The organism is Chryseobacterium sp. OV279, assembly GCF_900128945.1.
GTDB lineage: Bacteria > Bacteroidota > Bacteroidia > Flavobacteriales > Weeksellaceae > Chryseobacterium.
This window is the reverse complement of record NZ_FQUD01000001.1, coordinates 1,036,933-1,054,695: the sequence shown is the minus strand read 5'-3', so window position 1 is coordinate 1,054,695 and position 17,763 is coordinate 1,036,933. Positions and strand designations below refer to the sequence as shown.

General features: G+C 37.7%; 18 protein-coding genes and 2 tRNA genes. 11 read left to right on the top strand and 9 right to left on the bottom strand.

Annotated elements, in window-relative coordinates; translation table 11 throughout:
- The first annotated feature begins 87 nt into the window (after positions 1–87).
- From BUA72_RS04765 to BUA72_RS04750, 3 genes are all read left to right on the top strand, one after another.
- A tRNA-Phe gene (locus BUA72_RS04765) sits at positions 88–160 on the top strand.
- Positions 161–593: 433 nt separating this feature from the next.
- The gene (locus BUA72_RS04755) at positions 594–1,478 is read left to right on the top strand and encodes a tetratricopeptide repeat protein (protein ID WP_072921992.1); all 885 of its coding nucleotides are present in this window, start codon (positions 594–596) and stop codon (positions 1,476–1,478) included.
- A 129-nt stretch (positions 1,479–1,607) separates the two neighbouring features.
- Positions 1,608–1,680, top strand: a tRNA-Phe gene (locus BUA72_RS04750).
- Between the two features lie 49 nt (positions 1,681–1,729).
- Here BUA72_RS04750 and BUA72_RS04745 read toward each other — a convergent pair.
- The 3 genes from BUA72_RS04745 to BUA72_RS04735 all read right to left on the bottom strand — a co-directional run bounded on the left by BUA72_RS04745 (position 1,730) and on the right by BUA72_RS04735 (position 4,708).
- Positions 1,730–2,398, bottom strand: a complete 669-nt coding sequence (locus BUA72_RS04745) for a hypothetical protein (RefSeq protein WP_072921991.1) — start codon at positions 2,396–2,398, stop codon at positions 1,730–1,732.
- Between the two features lie 10 nt (positions 2,399–2,408).
- Positions 2,409–3,428 (bottom strand): alpha/beta hydrolase, encoded by a 1,020-nt coding sequence (locus tag BUA72_RS04740; protein WP_072921990.1) that lies wholly within the window; start codon positions 3,426–3,428, stop codon positions 2,409–2,411.
- Positions 3,429–3,586: 158 nt separating this feature from the next.
- Positions 3,587–4,708, bottom strand: coding sequence for a helix-turn-helix domain-containing protein (locus tag BUA72_RS04735; RefSeq protein WP_072921989.1), 1,122 nt, complete (start codon positions 4,706–4,708; stop codon positions 3,587–3,589).
- 399 nt (positions 4,709–5,107) lie between these two features.
- Here BUA72_RS04735 and BUA72_RS04730 point away from each other — a divergent pair, with 399 nt between their 5' ends.
- From BUA72_RS04730 to BUA72_RS04710, 5 genes are all read left to right on the top strand, one after another.
- Positions 5,108–5,692: a Crp/Fnr family transcriptional regulator gene (locus BUA72_RS04730; RefSeq protein WP_047450371.1), complete on the top strand. Its 585-nt coding sequence runs from the start codon at positions 5,108–5,110 to the stop codon at positions 5,690–5,692.
- A 66-nt stretch (positions 5,693–5,758) separates the two neighbouring features.
- A complete protein-coding gene (locus tag BUA72_RS04725; RefSeq protein WP_072921988.1) occupies positions 5,759–6,454 on the top strand; it encodes an alpha/beta hydrolase in 696 nt (231 codons plus the stop codon).
- 173 nt (positions 6,455–6,627) lie between these two features.
- Positions 6,628–7,803 carry a thioredoxin family protein gene (locus tag BUA72_RS04720; RefSeq protein ID WP_072921987.1) on the top strand — a complete coding sequence of 392 codons (1,176 nt, stop codon included), beginning with the start codon at positions 6,628–6,630 and terminating at the stop codon, positions 7,801–7,803.
- Positions 7,803–8,426 (top strand): DUF3575 domain-containing protein, encoded by a 624-nt coding sequence (locus tag BUA72_RS04715; RefSeq protein WP_072921986.1) that lies wholly within the window; start codon positions 7,803–7,805, stop codon positions 8,424–8,426. Before BUA72_RS04720 ends, BUA72_RS04715 begins: the two co-directional genes overlap by 1 nt.
- 4 nt (positions 8,427–8,430) lie before the next feature.
- Positions 8,431–8,637: a hypothetical protein gene (locus BUA72_RS04710; RefSeq protein ID WP_072921985.1), complete on the top strand. Its 207-nt coding sequence runs from the start codon at positions 8,431–8,433 to the stop codon at positions 8,635–8,637.
- Positions 8,638–8,741: 104 nt separating this feature from the next.
- Here the strand turns inward: BUA72_RS04710 and BUA72_RS04705 are convergent, their stop codons facing one another.
- Positions 8,742–9,938 carry an exo-beta-N-acetylmuramidase NamZ family protein gene (locus tag BUA72_RS04705; protein WP_072922488.1) on the bottom strand — a complete coding sequence of 399 codons (1,197 nt, stop codon included), beginning with the start codon at positions 9,936–9,938 and terminating at the stop codon, positions 8,742–8,744.
- Between the two features lie 4 nt (positions 9,939–9,942).
- On the opposite strand from BUA72_RS04705, the gene BUA72_RS04700 reads away from it, so the two are divergent.
- Both BUA72_RS04700 and BUA72_RS04695 read left to right on the top strand, forming a co-directional pair.
- Positions 9,943–11,172, top strand: coding sequence for an ABC transporter permease (locus tag BUA72_RS04700; RefSeq protein ID WP_072921984.1), 1,230 nt, complete (start codon positions 9,943–9,945; stop codon positions 11,170–11,172).
- Between the two features lie 223 nt (positions 11,173–11,395).
- The gene (locus tag BUA72_RS04695) at positions 11,396–12,379 is read left to right on the top strand and encodes a PLP-dependent cysteine synthase family protein (protein ID WP_072921983.1); all 984 of its coding nucleotides are present in this window, start codon (positions 11,396–11,398) and stop codon (positions 12,377–12,379) included.
- Between the two features lie 65 nt (positions 12,380–12,444).
- Here the strand turns inward: BUA72_RS04695 and BUA72_RS04690 are convergent, their stop codons facing one another.
- From BUA72_RS04690 to BUA72_RS04680, 3 genes are read right to left on the bottom strand one after another with little or no spacing between them, the layout of a single operon-like run.
- Positions 12,445–12,972, bottom strand: a complete 528-nt coding sequence (locus tag BUA72_RS04690) for a hypothetical protein (RefSeq protein ID WP_072921982.1) — start codon at positions 12,970–12,972, stop codon at positions 12,445–12,447.
- Positions 12,973–13,016: 44 nt separating this feature from the next.
- Complete coding sequence (locus BUA72_RS04685) at positions 13,017–13,319, bottom strand: chaperone modulator CbpM (RefSeq protein WP_047449309.1); 303 nt, start codon at positions 13,317–13,319, stop codon at positions 13,017–13,019.
- Between the two features lie 3 nt (positions 13,320–13,322).
- Positions 13,323–14,240 (bottom strand): DnaJ C-terminal domain-containing protein, encoded by a 918-nt coding sequence (locus tag BUA72_RS04680; RefSeq protein ID WP_072921981.1) that lies wholly within the window; start codon positions 14,238–14,240, stop codon positions 13,323–13,325.
- Positions 14,241–14,333: 93 nt separating this feature from the next.
- Between BUA72_RS04680 and BUA72_RS04675 the strand changes: the two genes are divergently transcribed.
- Positions 14,334–15,533 (top strand): dicarboxylate/amino acid:cation symporter, encoded by a 1,200-nt coding sequence (locus BUA72_RS04675; RefSeq protein WP_072921980.1) that lies wholly within the window; start codon positions 14,334–14,336, stop codon positions 15,531–15,533.
- A 202-nt stretch (positions 15,534–15,735) separates the two neighbouring features.
- Here BUA72_RS04675 and BUA72_RS04670 read toward each other — a convergent pair whose 3' ends face one another.
- The gene (locus BUA72_RS04670; protein ID WP_034728787.1) at positions 15,736–16,119 is read right to left on the bottom strand and encodes a DUF779 domain-containing protein; all 384 of its coding nucleotides are present in this window, start codon (positions 16,117–16,119) and stop codon (positions 15,736–15,738) included.
- A 317-nt stretch (positions 16,120–16,436) separates the two neighbouring features.
- The gene (gene adhP, locus BUA72_RS04665) at positions 16,437–17,471 is read right to left on the bottom strand and encodes an alcohol dehydrogenase AdhP (RefSeq protein WP_034728785.1); all 1,035 of its coding nucleotides are present in this window, start codon (positions 17,469–17,471) and stop codon (positions 16,437–16,439) included.
- Positions 17,472–17,763 lie beyond the last annotated feature (292 nt).

Below are 17,763 nucleotides of genomic sequence, written 5' to 3'. Positions count from 1 at the left end.
AAGTACGGTGAATACTTGCTTCATATAAGAAAACTTACTACTTTTGCATCACTTTAAAACAACGAAGTAAGTCAACAAAAATATAATGGTTTCTTAGCTCAGTTGGTAGAGCAATGGATTGAAAATCCATGTGTCCCTGGTTCGATTCCTGGAGAAACCACTTTAAAACCTCTAATTCATTTTAGAGGTTTTTTTGTGCTTATTAATCATGAAATTTTTTTATTTTTTTGGATCACCTGCCATACCTGGGGAGCAAATAAAGTTTTTACCACGCAAAGAAAATGAGTATCCCATTTATAAAGGGAAGGGAAGCAAAGGAGGAATCAATTTTATTGATTCTGATGAAGAAAATGGGTACAGATTATATAATTTAAGAATCTCGCGCAGATTATGGAGATGATGCAAATTCTTACTTTGCAAACTCCTTTATCAGTATCATCTGTGGAAGCAAAAATTCAAACCATTAAGATTCTCTTAAGCCTAAAGAATATTAAGTTTTAGATGAGATTTCCACCTATAATACATTTCATACTTCGGAATGTAATATTTTTATACATTTACGCCACCACACTCATTAATCAAATTCAAAATATATGAACAAAAAGATTCACTTCCTGACTTTTCTTTTGCTCCTATTTGCCGTAAAAACATTTTCACAGGTCACTGACAACCCTGAACTTCAGAAAATGGCAGATGATGACCAGAATGCAAGGAAAACAAGTCCAATCAACTGGGAAGTCGTAAGTAAGGAAGACAGCCTGAGACGTGTCAGAATTTTCACCCTGTTAAAGGAAGATAAAGTAAAAACTGCAAAAGACCATTTTAACTCCGGTATCGTCTTCCAGCATGGCGGAGATACCATTTCTTCTGGAATGGCAGTCAAAAGCTTTGAAAATGCACTAAAAATGGATCCGAGTCTGAACAGATGGTGGTATGCCGCTGCAGTAGACAGAGATCTTATGTACAAAAAGAAGCCTCAGATCTATGGAACACAATTCTTCAAAGATAAAACCACGAATGGCAAATGGGCCAGATACAAGATGGATCCTTCAAAAATCACTGACGAACAGAGAAAATATTACCGCGTAGAAACCCTAAAGGAGCAGGAACAAAAAGAAAGGGAAATGAATCAGACTCCATTAAATGACGCTTACGCTTCTGAAAAATCTGTTGATAAACTCATTATTCTCATTAAATCAGAACATAAAAAAGGGATCCAGTCTGTATATAATGTCAGTGAAAGCCAGATAAATAGTTTCGGTTACCAGCTGATTCGTGAGAAAAAAACAGATGATGCCCTGAAGATCTTTAAATTAAATACTCAGCTCTATCCGAAAGCATGGAACACGTATGACAGCTATGGGGAAACGCTTTTACAAGTCGGGCAAAAGAAGGAAGCTTTGGAAAATTATAAAAAATCATTAGAATTGAATCCTGAAAATGAAAATGCAAAGAAAATTTTAAGTGAATCCAAATAACTGATGACCAAACCATTGAAAGATAAAACCACCCTACCCAAGGTGGTTTTTTAAAATAAATGATAAAAAAAGTTGCGCGGTATTGGAAAATATTATACTTTTGCACCCACGTTAAACAACGAAACAATTGGTTTCTTAGCTCAGTTGGTAGAGCAATGGATTGAAAATCCATGTGTCCCTGGTTCGATTCCTGGAGAAACCACAAACCGCCTTATTAAAGGCGGTTTTTTTATGCCCTTACATCAACGCTTCTACAATTTATAGTTATACCCGATCTGAACATAAAAAGGAATCAAAGGCTTCGTTTTAAAATCCTGCGAAACCAGATTTCCGAATTTTAAATAGATATCTTGATTTCCGAAAGAATATCCGCCCTGAGCACCATAATAAAAATTTCCACCTGTTGCCGGTTCATACCATCCATTTTTGACTTCAGGATAAATGTCTTTGTAATGTTTGGAATGCTTAAAGTGAGTAACAATCGCTTTATCAAACCCCACTTCCACTCCACCAAACCATTTGGGTCTGTAATAGCCTACGACTCCGGCCATATCCAGTCCGAAATTCGTTATGGCTGCATTCTCATTTTCAAACCGCCTGAAAACACCCTGAACTCTTGTGGAAAACTGAAAGTCATGAACCTTGATCCATCTTACATTAGCTCCGGCCTTTGTTTTATAATCATCCAGCAGTGTATTTCCGGAAGGAATAGAAAACTCAGCACCTACCATCACCGGAAACAATTTACAGTTCAATTTATAGGCATAACCAAGACCGAAAACCACTCCGTACTCAGCTCCAATATTGGCATTGAGAATATGTTTTTCTTTACCGGCATTAGCCCAATTGATAACCTGCGCATTTACAGTGTTTAGCATCAGGCCCAGAAAGAGGACTGTTTTATATATTGTATTCTTCATTTGTGTTATATTAAAGACCGTTGATAAGATTGATTATTTTTGGTTTTGTCTGATTGTTCCAGGCGCTGGAATTCGTAACGATCCCATCATGACCAACTCCTGATACTTTTACAATAGAAGGATTGTGATAACTTGCCGTAATTTTTTGAGCCCAGGAATCCGGATAAGCTTTATTTCGCTCACTGTAAAAGAATAAGACAGGCCCGTTGTAATTCTGAATTCCCTGAGAAAAATCAATATTGTATTGCTCACCAATATCAAAGAGCGCATCCATAATCACGGCTCCGCTTCTCCAGCTCATACTTGAATCAAAATCACCTTCTCCGGTGATATCATTTTTGGAGGCAAGCATCGACATTTTATAGTCCAAGATCTCATGCTGATCTTCTTTCCCTGAAATAAACTGATCCATATAAGCTGCATCATTGAGAATTTCACTCCACAGCTTGAATGATCTGGATTCTTTCACGTAATCTTCAATATCATTCCATTTAAGTCCGCCAGGTTCGCATAAAATCAGCCCCTGAATATCATCCGGATATTTTCCGGCGTATCCGGAAGCCAGTATCGCTCCCCAGGAATGCCCAAACAGAACTACTTTTTGTCCCGGCGTTTTGCGGTAATGGGCAATAACGGCATGCAATTCATTATAAATCAAATCCATTGCTCCTGCTCCCAGAGATGTATAAGACTTCTTGGAAAACCGCTGGGAAAGTCCTGAACCTCTCTGATCATAAAATACCACACGAAAACCTTCCGCAGCAAGGTCTTTTCCATTGAGAAGGTAACGGTAATCTCCGCCGGGACCGCCATGAAGGGCAATAACAATGGTTCCGTTTTTTGGACCGAAAGCCTCAGAATGAAGCATAGCACCATTAGCATAAATGGATGGTAACGAAGAATCCTGATCTACCGTTTTAGGAACCAGATTTCCGGGTTCGTCAATGGTCCGTCCGTCCGTGCAGGAAAATAACAAAGTAAAAATGGTGAAGGTGGCCAGAACGGCATTCCTTTTTTTAAAAGCTGTCATACTTTAAGGTTTAAAAATTATGATGCAAAGATTCACCATTCCCCACAGCCAATCGCCCCAACAGGAAGGTTGAGACCTATAAAACCAATTATACAATATATTGATTTAAAAACACTTATGAAATATGAAACCTTTCCCCTGAAAGTTGAACCCTGAGATCAGGGTGTTTTCTGGTACTCACTGGGAGTAACTCCTGTATATTTTTTAAAATTCCGGTTGAAAGATGTTTTGGAATTAAAACCGCATTCAAAAGCGATAGAAAGCAATGTATACTGTCTGCTTTCAGGTTGTGATATCCTGTTTAGAAATTCCTCTATCCTTTTTTCATTGATGAGCTCGTAGAAGTTTTTTCCTTCTTTAGAATTGATCACTTGTGAAAGATAATTCGGATGGGCATTCAGCATGGTTGCAAGCTCATTCAGTGTAAGATTCGGATTGATAAACGGCTTTTCACGATTCAAAAGATTTATTAACCTTACATGAATATCATCAATATTTTCTTCCGTCAAACTTGATTTCTGGTATTTCTTTTCAGTTAAAACTATCGCTTCTTCTTCATTATTATTTTCAAAAATAAGGTCTGAATTTACAGGACTACCCACTAAAACAGACGCCGACTGATTAAACACCTGAACCTGCTTAATCCCAAAATAGCCCAACCACAGAATAAATATGGTTACCGCCCCATAAATAACATTCACCTGTTCAGTAAAGAGCACAAGTCCCCAAATCACAGCAATCCAAATAATAAGATACAGCAGCCAGTTAAAGTTAATTTTTTCTGTGTTGGAAAACTGCTGAACCATATTTCTCCTGAAACGATACAAAGCCGAAAACGAAAGGACCACATAAACAATTCCCGAAAGATAAATAGAATACAGTTTCAGAAACATTTCCGTCTCAAACTCTCTTCCGTGATGTTTGAATATCTCTACCCTTTCTGCAAACGGAGCCATGTAAAATGACAGAAATAAAAGATTACACAAAATAAGCGGCACAAAATGCAGCAGATATTTCCACGAAAACGGCTTGGGAGAAGTCTGTCTTTTAATATACAGATATAAAAACGGGCCATACACCAAAGGAAGTGAAAATCCAAAAAAAACAAACGACGGATAAAGCGTATACTGATTCGTTAGAAGCATGTAATGCCCTGCCAGATTCAGTCCGATAGCCAAAAGCCAAGCTGACAACAGAAGATCTGCAGCACTTTTATTTCTCTTTGTAATCAAAAGAAAAGCTAAGAAGAAGGCTAGAAAAACTCCGGACAGAAAAAGCATAGAAAAGCTTCAGTATTTTGTTAAGTAAATGATGATTAATAGTGTTGCGACAAAAATAGATATTATTTTGAAGCAAATTCACTCACAATACATTTTAATGTGAAAAGTCAATCGTTACTCATAAACTGGTAGTAAAATTCAGAATTGACGATTTACTATTGACAATAGACCCCATGTGAAAAGTCAATTTTGCTCCGCAAGTCAATAGTCAATGATAGGCAGCTAGTAAAATTCACAATTGACGATTCACAATTGACAATTAATCGTTCACCAGCCCCTATTTTATAAAACTTCATATATTATTTTCTAATTTTCGTTTAGTTTTTAATAATTTAGTTGTGAAGTATGTTTGTTTTAATTAAAATATTCAAGCCTGCTCTCACATCATCCTTTGACAATATGAAAAACATTCTTAATGAATATTCTAAATATGGCCCTCTGTTTCTGGTAGACGAAGAGCACTATGAAGAATTCTGCAGCTATTTACATGAAACCGTTTACAAAAAAACTGATTTTTTCCTGAAAGAAGGTGAAGAATGTCAGTATCTGGGCTTTCTCAAAAGTGGTTTTATGCGAACATTCTATATTAATGAAGGCGGTGAGGATGTGAATTTCAATTTTCATTTTGATAATTATTTTTTCACAGACTATGAAAGCATTCTTTGTCATACCAGATCAAAGATGAATATCAAAGCGGTTAAAGATTCGGAGGTTCTTTTGCTTCATAAAGATGATCTTCAGAAACTTTATAAAAAAGATGCGTACTGGCAGGAATTTGGGAGAAAAATGACGGAAGTTATTTATCTGAATGCCAAAAAAAGAATCGAAGAACTTCTCTATTATTCTCCTGAAAGACGGTATAACAACCTGCTGACAGAGAATCCCAAGATCTTTCAATTGGTCGCCCAGAAGCATATCGCGAGTTATCTCGGAGTAAAACCACAATCACTGAGCAGAATCCGGAACAGAACTTTAAAACGTTAACTAAAGTGAACATTTTTTAGAAAGTATACTCCTAAATTTGTGATACAAAATGTAAAGAATAAAAATATGGAAAACAAAAATGTAACAATTATTTTAGTTCACGGAGCTTGGGGAGACGGATCTCACTGGAGACACGTTATTGAAAATCTTCACAGCGAAGGCTACAAAGTACGCAGTGTTCAGAATCCATTGACTTCTATGGATGATGATATTCAGAAAACAAAAGATCTGATTGACTTACAGGAAGGGAAAGTTCTTTTGGTAGGACATTCTTACGGAGGCGCCGTAATTTCAGGAGCTGGAAATCATGATAAAGTAGTAGGACTGGTTTATATTGCTGCCTTTGCTCCCGACAAAGGAGAAAGCTTAGGTGGTATTTTCGGACGCAGAGAACAGCCTGCGGGAGGAGCGAATATCGTTCCGGACGAAAAAGGATTTTTATGGATTAAGTATGACAAATTCCATGAAAGTTTCGCTCAGGATCTAAACCCTGAAGATTCAGTGGTGATGTCTTTATCTCAAAAACCAATTCACGGAAGCATTTTCGCTGCTGAAGCCGGAGAACCTGCATGGAAGACAAAACCAAGCTGGTACCAGGTTTCTGATAATGACAGAATGATTCCACCAGCTACGGAAAAGGAAATGGCAGAAAGAATGAATGCTAAGAAAATCATCCATCTAGACGCCAGCCACGCTTCATTGGCTACGCATCCAAAGGAAATCACAGAACTGATCAAGGAAGCAGTAGAAGCTGTTTCTTAGTGAGCTATTGATTTTAAAAGTAATAAAAAAACAGTAAACAGGTTTCGGCCTGTTTATTTTATTTTAAGAAAATCCCTGCAGTCTTAAAATTCGTTAATATAGAGCCTTCCGACACAAAATCGTCTTCTATAATTTGGAAAATAACTATCTTCGCCTACAAATCTAATTTGAAAATGAAGAAGATCATCTCCGGGGTATTTGTTTTCTGCTCTGCCGTTATCATGGCTCAGGAAGCTATACAGTTTCAGGAATTACCGTTCAAAGACGTCATAGCAAAGGCAAAAAAAGAAAAGAAACTTGTTTTCGTGGACGCCTATACGACATGGTGCGGACCATGCAAAATGATGGAAAAGAACGTATTTACTAAAAAATCTGTCGGAGATTATTTCAATGCCAACTTTGTGAATGCCCGATTCGATATGGAGAAAGGCGAAGGAAGAGAAATCGCTGCTAAGTACGGAGTGCGCTCCTATCCTACTTATCTGTTCCTGAATGGTGAAGGTGAACTGGTTTCCCAAAACACTGGATATATGGAGGAAAGTATGTTTGTGGCTATGGCTCAGGACATCAATTCTCCGGGGAATTCAAAAGGTTCTTTAAAAGAGCGCTTTGCCAAAGGAGAAAAAGATCCGGAATTCCTTACCAATATTATGAGGCTGAATTCTTCTTCAGATTATGATTTTGCTATAAAAGCTTCCGAGCGCTATTTTGAAAATAAAAAGAAAACTGAAGAAATTTCGAAAGATGAAATAGGCCTTCTTCTATTCTTTGTAAAATCTACGGAAGACAAAAACTACAGCACCTTTACATCCAGAAAAGCTGATATCATCAAATATCTGCCTGAGGAAACCTATAGTGAATTTGACAATCAGCTTAAACTTTCAAAAATCGTAGAGCAATCTATTGATGATAAAAATAAGAGAATCAACGAGGAGTATTTCATGAAAACGGCCGAGCCGTTAGTAGGAAAACAACTCGCTCAATCTAAACTAAACCAGACGAAACTCAGTTACTACGAGCAAAATGCCAATTTCCCTGAATTTGAAAAAGCAGCATTAGAGTATTACAAAAATTCCGATGCATTCGAGCCTAATGAACTGCTAAGAGCAGCATGGGTATTCGGTGATCACATCAAAAATCCTGCATCATTAAAGAAAGCCTCAGAATGGGCTGAAAAATCTGTGATGCGTGGTGAAACACCGGAAAATACTTATATTCTTGCAAAGCTTTATTTCCTGACCGGGAACAAGGAAATGGCCCAAAACTATGCTGAAATGTCCAGAAATATGGCCACTCAGACTGGAAAAGATTCCAAACTCGCAGAAGAATTACTGAAACAAATAAAATAATGCTGAAACACAAATTTCTTACGACCACTATCGCACTCCTTTCTGTAGGAGCCCTTACAGCTCAGGAACAGGAACAGGAAAAAAGTCTGTACATTAAAGGAAATGCACTTTTAGCTCCAATCGGAGTGATCAACGTGGGTGTTGAAAAACAATTAACATCAAAAATTACTCTGCAGGGTGACGTTCTGGTTTCTCCATGGAAATCTTTTGCCGGACATGAAATGCAGTATTACTCACTTTCCGCTGAAGGAAGATATTATTTTAATCAGGCATTCAAGGGCTTCTACGTTGGTGCAAACATAGCAGTCTCTGCTTTCAATGCTCAGAAATGGAGCTATTGGTCTGATAATCCTGTTACGGATGACCGTGGAAAAACTTTTATCACTTCCAACCTCTACCAAAAAGGATATTCTTTCATATTGGGCATCACCGGAGGGTACCAATTTAGACTGTCGGACCGTCTGAATATGGACATTTATGCTACAGTAGGTTCTTCTCAGGACTTCTACAAAGGATATGACCGTTCCACAGGTGACCGTTATGATTATGCACAAAAGTTCAACAAAAGTGGTGAGATTATCCCATACAGAGGAGGTATCATGATCTCTTATAAACTAAAATAACAGCATGAAACTGTTCGGAAAAAATCATATTATTATTTCAGTGATCACTTTTGTGATTCTTTTTTTAATGAATTATATCGGAAATGATTTGCCTGATAAGCTTGAAAGAGCTTTAATGACGGCTTTTGCCGGAGTTATAGGATTATCCCTGGGGCTTTTCATTCTTAATAAAGGTAAGAACGATAAAAATCCTCCGCAGAATTTCGACTGATAAAAAGTGAAGTGTGAATTGTGAATTTGACTTCGACAGTGAATTTTTATAAAATACAGATTCACCATTGACTGGCGAAGCCAAATTCACAATTGACTTTTTAATTAGTCCTGATACATAACATACTTATTACGAATCTTTTCAAATTTTTCAAGACCGCTTTTCCATGAAGCTTTAATTTCCTGACTAGATTTTCCGGCTATAATCTGTTTTCTGAATTCATCAGTTCCGGCCAGTTTATCAAAGAACAGGTTTTCAAGGAAGAATCCCTGTTGCGGATTTTTATAGTTTTTATATGATTTAATTAACCATTCAAGATTCATTGCTCTCAGGTCATTCGAATAGGTTGAAAGATCTTCACCGTAGCACAATTTTCCGTTCAGGAAAGGATCTTTAGCTCCAAAATTAGGTTTTGGTGTAAACTGATAAGGCAGCCCCTGCGTCCATGGAGATCCGTAGATCTGAAACGGAAGATTCGTTCCTCTTCCTACAGAAACCTGAGTTCCTTCAAAGAAACATAAACTTGGATATAAATTGATTGATTTATCGTTAGGAAGATTCGGAGAAGGTTTATCTAAGATCGGATAACGCTGTTTTTTGTGGTAATTTTTCATCGGGATCAGGGTATATTTTGCCTGAACTCCATTTTTCAGCCACTTTTCACCATTCACCATTTTTCCGTACTCTCCTATCGTTAATCCATATACTACAGGAACTTCGTGCATTCCTACGAAACTGGACCATTTCTTATTTAAAACCGGTCCGTCTGTGTAGCCATCATGCGGATTCGGACGGTCCAGTACCATTATTTCTACATTATTTTCAGCTCCTGCTTCCATTAAATAAGCTAAAGTTGAAATATAAGTATAGAATCTCACCCCTACATCCTGAATATCAAAAACAATAATATCAATTCCTTTCAGCTGTTCAGGTTTTGGTTTTTTATTGTTTCCATATAAAGAAATAATCGGGATTCCTGTTTTGGTGTCTACTCCGTTTTTTACTTTCTCACCCGCATCTGCATCTCCTCTGAAGCCATGTTCAGGAGCGAATATCGCTTTGATCTTAATATTGTTTTTAACTAAAAAATCTACGACATGGTTTTTATCGCTCATCAACCCGGTTTGGTTGGTTACTACACCTATCGTTTTATTTTTCAACAGAGGCAGATAAAGTTCGGGTTGGTCTGCGCCGGTTTTAAAATCCGGTTTAACTTGAACCTGAGAATAATATTGGTTGAATACTCCTAAAAAAATTAGGCAAATCAGAAGTAAATTTTTAATTTTGAAATCTAAATTCATAAGCTTGAAATTTCCTTTATATTTCTCTAGAAAAATAGCGTTTTCCAAAGATAACAAAAATAACCTTTCAAGAGTGATCATCTTCATCGGCAGGCTTTCTGTAGCTTTGGGGATCATTGTTTCTCTGATTACTGTATCTACGGGCTTCGGTTCAAAAAAAGCCATCAAAGAGAGACTGGCAGATTTCAGCGGACACATTACAATACGGTCTACAAGATCAAATTCCTCGTACAATACTTCAGTGCTCGACAATCAGGGTTTAAACATTCAAAAGATTAAAGAACTTCCTGATGTAGAAAGTGTTCAGCGGTATGCTACGGTAACCGGAATTATGCGTAATGAGCACAATTTTTCAGGCATTATATTTAAAGGAATCGGAAAAGATTTCGACAGCCTGAGGTTCAAAAAATTCCTTGTAGCCGGAACCACTCCAAAAGTAACGGAAAATGGATATAATAATGATGTAACGGTTTCACAGAAGATCGCCAATGACCTTCATCTTAAAGTGAACGACAGCATTGTCACAGTATTTTCAAAAGCTGATCAGAAACCGATCTACCGTAAATTCAGAATCATCGGGATTTACAAAACGGACATCAAGATGATTGATGAACAGTTCGTCATCGGCGGAATCAATCACGTAAGAAAAATCCAGGAAATGAAACCTGATGAAATAGGTGGTATTGATATATTCTTTAAAAATGTCAATGACATCGATAAAGACTTTCCGGACATTGAAAAACTGATCGGCTATAAAAACTACGCCGAAAAAGCAACAGACAAATTCCCACAAATCAACGACTGGATCAGTATTTTCGACACCAATATCGCCCTGATTATCATCATTATGCTGATCGTTGTGGTGATCAATATCATCATGGTTCTTCTGATTCTGATCATTGAAAGAACGAATTCTATTGGTCTTTTAAAAACCTTGGGAGCAAGCAATTCACAGATCAGAGCGACTTTCATCAACTATACCCTGATCATCATGATCCCGGGACTTCTGTATGGAAATGCCATCGGTCTAGGCCTTATTTTACTTCAGAAATTTTTCGGTATTATTAAACTTAATCCTGAAAACTACTATGTAAGTACGGTTCCTGTAGATTTAAATCCAGTGGCCATTATTTCTATTTCATTGGGAATTCTTCTTATTTCCGGGCTGGCTCTGATTATTCCGAGCTACCTGATCAGTAAGATTTCTCCAGTGAAGGCGATTAAGTATAACTAGGGGAAAGATGTCAATAGTCAATATTGCTTCGCAAGTCAATGGTAAATTGTGAATTTTTTAATGACACTTTGAAACATCAATATGCCTATGCAGGTCAACAGCCAATATCCCTCCGTTAATAAAATTCGCCACAAATCTTTGTCCATTGACTTTATAAATCATAATCTTTAATTTACGCAGCTAAATTTTAAAGCATTATCTTTGCACCGCTTATAAAACATTTATGAAATACGCAAAAAATATTCTTGAAACGATAGGGAATACACCTCTTGTAAAACTTAACAAAGTATTGGGAGAAGACTTTCCTGCATTAGTTTTAGCAAAAGTAGAAACATTCAATCCTGGAAATTCCGTAAAGGACAGAATGGCTCTTAAAATGATAGAAGATGCCGAAAAAGACGGCAGATTAAAGCCCGGAGGGACCATTATTGAGGGAACTTCAGGAAATACAGGAATGGGACTGGCACTTGCAGCCATCATCAAAGGCTACAAATGTATCTTTGTAACCAATTCCAAGCAGTCTAAGGAGAAATGTGACATCCTTCGTGCTGTAGGAGCAGAAGTTATTGTCTGCCCTACCGATGTGAAGCCTACCGATCCGCGTTCTTATTACTCGGTGTCTAAAAGACTGGCTAAGGAAACAGAAAACGGATGGTATGTGAACCAATACGACAACTTATCCAACAGAACAGCTCACTACGAATCTACAGCGCCTGAAATCTGGGATCAGACAGATGGAAAGCTTACCCATTTCGTGGCAGGTGCCGGAACGGGAGGTACAGTGACTGGTTGTGGTACATTCTTCAAGGAGAAAAATCCAAATATTAAAGTAATCGGTGTTGATACATACGGTTCTATTTTGAAGGAATTCCATGAAACGGGTGAACTTCATTATGATCATGCTTATACGTACATTACGGAAGGAATCGGGGAAGATATTATTCCTGAGAACTACGATATGTCTGTTATTGATCATTTCGAAAAAGTAACGGACAAAGATGGTGCTGTCTATGCAAGAAAGCTGGCTAAGGAAGAAGGAATCTTCTGCGGATATTCTGCAGGAAGCGCTATTGCTTCTCTGATCCAGATGAAAGATCAGTTCACGAAAGATGACGTTATCGTAGTGCTTTTCCATGACCATGGATCAAGATACGTAGGAAAAATCTACAATGACGAGTGGATGAAGGAAATGGGTTGGTTAGACTAATCAAAAAAACAGAAGGATAAATTCTTTTATATAAATAGAAAATCAGAGCAGTTGCTCTGATTTTTTTATTGTTTTATATTTTTCTTTGCTACCTGTTTCAGCGTATCATAATCTGCTTTACTCATGGATTTCTTTGGGAACATATAATTGAACTTTCCTTCTAATGAAATAAATTCATCGTTGGCATCAAAGTACTTAAAATCTTCCCATTTACTTAATTCTTCCTGATGATTGAGATTTACATTAAAAATTTCACTGTTAAACCTGATTTCATAAATCTCAGAATCTTCCAGAGACTTTAAATACCTGTTCACTTCTTTTTTCCAGCGGGAAACTTTATTAATGCTCAACGAAAGATATACCGTACACAGCAGGAATAAAAAGCTTACAAAATATAAAATCCCGAATTTTTCTTTGCTTAAATCATCTTTAAAACAGAATAAAATCAATAGAATTAATCCAACAACTACAGTCGTAACGGTTTTTCCTTTGGTTGTCTGTGAAAAAAATAAACTTCCCTGATTACCACTGAAATAAATTTCTTCAAAATCCTTTCTGTTTACATGTAATTTAATGACTTTCTCTCCATTCATTTTTTAGAAATATTTAGTTTGTTTTAAAGATGTACAAAACTAAATTAAATATCTTCATATTGGTCATTTATTGCAGAAAGTTTATTCATCAGATCACGGTTTCTGCGTTTTAAATCCTCCATTTTCCGGAGCATATCACTTATGACCTCCAACCCGGGAAGATTGATTTCCAGATCGTAATGCCAGTTGGTAAATCTTTCGAAAACGGGTAGATCTTCATATAACAAATACCGGATTTCATTCTCCGTTTCCACGTTCAGTAAACCAACATCTACCAGTTCATCAAAAAAAGTGATCTCTATATTGTATATTTTTACGAGTTCTTCTCGCGATATTCTTTCACTCATGGCTTAGGAATTTTTAAGTTGTTCAAAAAGTTCTTTCTGCTTGTCTGTAAGATCCGTCGGCAGTTTCACCTCGTAGGTCACGAAAAGATCTCCCGACTGGCCTTCTTTTTTATACACCGGGAAGCCTTTTCCTTTAAGTCTTACTGTTGTTCCGCTCTGAGTTTCAGGTTTTACTTTAAGGTTGACACTTCCGTCCAGTGTATTCACTTTTACATCGCCACCTAAAAGAGCAGTATACAGATCAATGGATACTTTGGTTTTCAGATCATCCCCGATTCTTTCAAAATTGGGATTTACCGGAATATTGAATGTGATGTAGAGATCTCCATTTGGGCCTCCATTAAATCCGGGACTTCCGTGGCCTTTCAGTTTGATCTGCTGACCGTCGTATACACCAGCAGGAATAGTAATTCTTACTTTCTTACCATTGATCTCAAAAGTCTGCGGGTGAGTCTGTGCGGCATCTTTTAAATTTAAGTTCAGTTCAGCATTCACATCCTGCCCTTTAAATTTCCCGGAAGAACTTCCTCTGGAACTTTTCCCAAAGCCACCACCTGTACCGCCAAACATATTCTGGAAAAAATCTGAAAAATCTTCGCCTTCGCCGAAGTCAGCGCCGGAAAACCCTCCGCCACCGCCATAGTTCTGCTGCTGATATTGCCTTTGCTGCTGCTGGGCTTTTTCATATTCTTCACCATGTTTCCAGTTTTCACCGTATTTGTCATACTTAGCCCGGTTTTCGGGATTGCTGAGGACTTCGTTGGCTTCATTCAGTTCTTTGAATTTCTTTTCCGATTCTTTATCGTCCGGATTGAGATCAGGATGTAATTTTCTCGCCAGTTTTCGGTAAGCTTTTTTGATGTCATCCTGAGTTGCGCTTTTATCTACGCCTAAAATTTTATAATAATCTATATAAGCCATAGAAATGAGGTTTACTCAAATTTATGAAATTTACACCTGAAAATTGTATAAGACAATGTTAAAAATAAACCTATCTTTGATAAAAAGCGTTGAATGAAAGAGGTACTGAACAACTACTCAGGAATTATACTTTTACTTTTAGGAATTGTTGCAGGAAGCATTATAGGCATTACTGCACCGGGTATTGTAGAATACATTAAGCCACTGGGGGATATCTTCCTGAACCTTCTTTTTGTGAGTGTAGTACCTTTAGTATTTTTTGCCGTTTCCAATTCCATTGCCTCTCTGGAGCAGCAGTCTAAGTTTGGAAAAATCATTCTGGTGATGTCTTTCACTTTTCTGTTTTTTATTTTGACAGCGGCAGTTTTCACGATTTGTGCCGTTTATGTATTTCCTGTTTCGGGAGTTTCCGGCAGTTCGGAAATGATTTCTGAAACCGCCAGTGAGGACAGTTGGGGGAATAGAATCGTAAGTTTCTTCACCGTTGGAGAATTTACCCAGCTTTTTTCAAGACAGAATATGCTGGCTCTATTAATTTTCGCTTTTATGACAGGGGTTGCAGCCCGAAAGTCCGGAGAAAAAGGTCAACCGTTCAGGCTTTTTATCGCTTCTGGATATGAGGTCATGAAAGAACTTCTTCTATTGATTATGAAGCTGGCTCCTATTGGTCTCGGGGCTTATTTTGCTTATCAGGTTGCCACATTGGGGCCACAGCTTTTTGGATTCTATACTAAACCATTAGGGCTTTATTATATTGCAGGAATCGTTTATTTCTTTGTTTTCTTTTCGCTGTACGCTTTTATGGCAAATGGACAAAAGGGAATTAAAAGTTTCTGGACGAATGCAGTCTATCCTACTCTAACTGCCCTGAGTACGTGCAGCAGCTTTGCCACAATGCCAGCAAATCTTCAGGCTGCCTCTAAAATCGGTATTCCGAATTCTATAGCGAATCTGGTAATCCCTATCGGAACTACGTTACATAAGAATGGCTCTTCTATGTCATCCATTATCAAGATATATGTTGCTTTTCTGATTATTGGAAAAGATTTTTTTGATCCGGCAAACTTATTACTTGCTTTAGGGATTACCGTGTTTGTAAGTATAGTAGCCGGTGGAATTCCAAACGGTGGATATATTGGTGAAATGCTGATGATTTCGGTATATAAATTACCACAGGAAGCAATTCCTGCTGTGATGATTATTGGAACATTGGTAGATCCTTTAGCAACTGTTTTGAATGCTGTAGGAGATATTGTGGCAGCGATGTTTGTGAACCGGTTTGTCAAGGTGTGATGGGAAAAGAATAAAGAACCAAGAGCCAAGAATAAAGAATAAAGAATAAAGAATAAAGAATAAAGATAGAAAAATCAGACGTCAGACATTAGAAAAAAAGGGTAAGAGTCATTTTTTACCCGGTTGTTTTTCAATGTTATGTTTAATTTCACTATGGCTTTTCACAAGTCATCATATCAAAGAATATGAGACTACGTCCATTTTATTCACTGCGTTTTACAGGTTCCAGATTTTCATATTCTTCTTTGGTGAAAAGTCTGTAATTGACTTTGAATGTTTTTCCTAAAGGTGTTTCCAGGGAAAAACCTCCCGGCCCGAAGCCATCTGTAACATCCAGTGTAAAGTGAGAATATTTCCAGTATTCGAATAAATCGCGGTCAATCCAGAATTCATGGCCGTTGATGGTTCCAATCATAGCATCATTCATCCGGGGGAAAAATCCACCTTTTTCGAAACATTGCGGTTGGGTACCTTCACAGCATCCGCCTGCCTGGTAAAACATCAATGCGCCGTATTTATCTTCCAGCTGATAAATGACATCAAGTGCTTTTTCTGTTGCTGATAGTCTGGATATTGTGGTTTCCATTTTTTTTCTTTTAATTAAACAATTAAGATACAAAGATTTTGATTAGCAATTATTACCTATTTCTGTGTGTTTTATTCGCAAAGGCGCTAAAGTTTTTTACCCTCATTCTGTTTTAAGGCGCGAAGATTTTATCTCCGATAAAATTGTATAGCGCTGTCATGCTGAGAAATGCAGTTTGCGTATTTATGCTGATGAAACTCAGCAGATTTATATTCTCGCAGATTACACAAATGACGCAGATTTTTCCTTACTACCATTGTAATATCAGGAAGAAAAAAGCCCGGCAGATCATTTTGCCGGGCACATTAATCCATTATTTAATTTGAGCCGGCAATATCGAGAACGATTCTGCCGTCTATCTGTCCTTTCTTCATTTTATCAAAAACATCATTGATATCTTCCAGTTTTGCAGAGGTTACCGTTGCTTTTACAAGGCCTTCATTGGCAAAATCCAGCGCTTCCTGAAGATCTTTTCTTGTTCCGACAATAGAACCTCTCACGGTTATTCTCTTTAATACGGTTTCAAAGATTGGGAGTTCAAAAGAACCGGGAGGAAGTCCGTTAAGCGCAATGGTTCCTTTTCTTCTCAGCACATCTATTCCCTGTTTAAATGCAATGGGGGAAACTGCTGTAATGAGTGCACCGTGCATTCCTCCGACTTCTTTATGTAAATACTGTCCGGGATCTGTAGTTTTGGCATTAACAACCAGATCTGCTCCTAATTTTTTCGCAAGTTCCAGTTTATCATCTGCCACATCAATAGCCGCCACATGCATTCCCATCGCTTTGGCATACTGAACTGCCACATGTCCCAATCCTCCTATTCCGGAAATGGCGACCCATTCTCCGGGTTTTGTTTCGGTTTCTTTCAACCCCTTATAAACGGTTACTCCCGCGCATAAAATAGGGGCAATCTCTAAAAAGTTGACATCAGATTTTAAATGTCCTACATACCTGGAATCCGCAATAACATATTCTGCAAATCCTCCATCCACACTGTAGCCACCATTTTTCTGAGCTTCACACAATGTTTCCCAACCGGTAATACAGTAATCACAACATCCGCAGGCACTGTACAGCCATGGAACTCCTACAGCATCACCTTCTTTCACCTGTGCTTCCGGTCCGCACGCAACTACGATTCCTACTCCTTCATGTCCGGGAATCAGGGGCATTTTGGGTTTTGCCGGCCAGTCGCCATCTACAGCATGTAAATCTGTATGGCATACTCCACAGGCGATTACCTTGACCAATACTTCATATCTTCCAGGTACTTTTACCGGAACTTCTTCTATTTTGAGTGGTTGCCCGTAGCCCTGAACTACGGCGGCTTTCATTGTTTTTGGAATCATATTTTTTTGAGTTTAGCTTTGGTTATTTTTTGTGAATTGTCAATGATGAATTTTATTATCAGTCCATCATTCACTTTTGACTTGCGAAGCAAAATTGACTTTTCACATTTAAATTTTTGTGAATGGTGAATGGTCAATTGTGAATTTATTAGCGGTCTATCATTCACTATTGACTTGCGAAGCAAAATTGACCTTTCACATTAAAAGTTTTGTGAATGGTGAATGGTGAATCGTCAATGGTGAATCCTACTATCAGCCTATTATTCACTATTGACTTGCGAAGCAAAATTGA

What these genes read in the sequence shown, in the direction of transcription:
- BUA72_RS04720 (WP_072921987.1), top strand. Translation starts at nt 6,628, where the DNA reads ATGAAGAAGATCATCTCCGGGGTATTTGTTTTCTGCTCTGCCGTTATC.
- BUA72_RS04745 (WP_072921991.1), bottom strand. Translation starts at nt 2,398, where the DNA reads ATGAAGAATACAATATATAAAACAGTCCTCTTTCTGGGCCTGATGCTA.
- adhP (WP_034728785.1), bottom strand. Translation starts at nt 17,471, where the DNA reads ATGATTCCAAAAACAATGAAAGCCGCCGTAGTTCAGGGCTACGGGCAA.
- BUA72_RS04690 (WP_072921982.1), bottom strand. Translation starts at nt 12,972, where the DNA reads ATGAATGGAGAGAAAGTCATTAAATTACATGTAAACAGAAAGGATTTT.
- BUA72_RS04740 (WP_072921990.1), bottom strand. Translation starts at nt 3,428, where the DNA reads ATGACAGCTTTTAAAAAAAGGAATGCCGTTCTGGCCACCTTCACCATT.
- BUA72_RS04710 (WP_072921985.1), top strand. Translation starts at nt 8,431, where the DNA reads ATGAAACTGTTCGGAAAAAATCATATTATTATTTCAGTGATCACTTTT.
- BUA72_RS04675 (WP_072921980.1), top strand. Translation starts at nt 14,334, where the DNA reads ATGAAAGAGGTACTGAACAACTACTCAGGAATTATACTTTTACTTTTA.
- BUA72_RS04670 (WP_034728787.1), bottom strand. Translation starts at nt 16,119, where the DNA reads ATGGAAACCACAATATCCAGACTATCAGCAACAGAAAAAGCACTTGAT.
- BUA72_RS04730 (WP_047450371.1), top strand. Translation starts at nt 5,108, where the DNA reads ATGAAAAACATTCTTAATGAATATTCTAAATATGGCCCTCTGTTTCTG.
- BUA72_RS04755 (WP_072921992.1), top strand. Translation starts at nt 594, where the DNA reads ATGAACAAAAAGATTCACTTCCTGACTTTTCTTTTGCTCCTATTTGCC.
- BUA72_RS04725 (WP_072921988.1), top strand. Translation starts at nt 5,759, where the DNA reads ATGGAAAACAAAAATGTAACAATTATTTTAGTTCACGGAGCTTGGGGA.
- BUA72_RS04705 (WP_072922488.1), bottom strand. Translation starts at nt 9,938, where the DNA reads ATGAATTTAGATTTCAAAATTAAAAATTTACTTCTGATTTGCCTAATT.
- BUA72_RS04685 (WP_047449309.1), bottom strand. Translation starts at nt 13,319, where the DNA reads ATGAGTGAAAGAATATCGCGAGAAGAACTCGTAAAAATATACAATATA.
- BUA72_RS04735 (WP_072921989.1), bottom strand. Translation starts at nt 4,708, where the DNA reads ATGCTTTTTCTGTCCGGAGTTTTTCTAGCCTTCTTCTTAGCTTTTCTT.
- BUA72_RS04680 (WP_072921981.1), bottom strand. Translation starts at nt 14,240, where the DNA reads ATGGCTTATATAGATTATTATAAAATTTTAGGCGTAGATAAAAGCGCA.
- BUA72_RS04695 (WP_072921983.1), top strand. Translation starts at nt 11,396, where the DNA reads ATGAAATACGCAAAAAATATTCTTGAAACGATAGGGAATACACCTCTT.
- BUA72_RS04715 (WP_072921986.1), top strand. Translation starts at nt 7,803, where the DNA reads ATGCTGAAACACAAATTTCTTACGACCACTATCGCACTCCTTTCTGTA.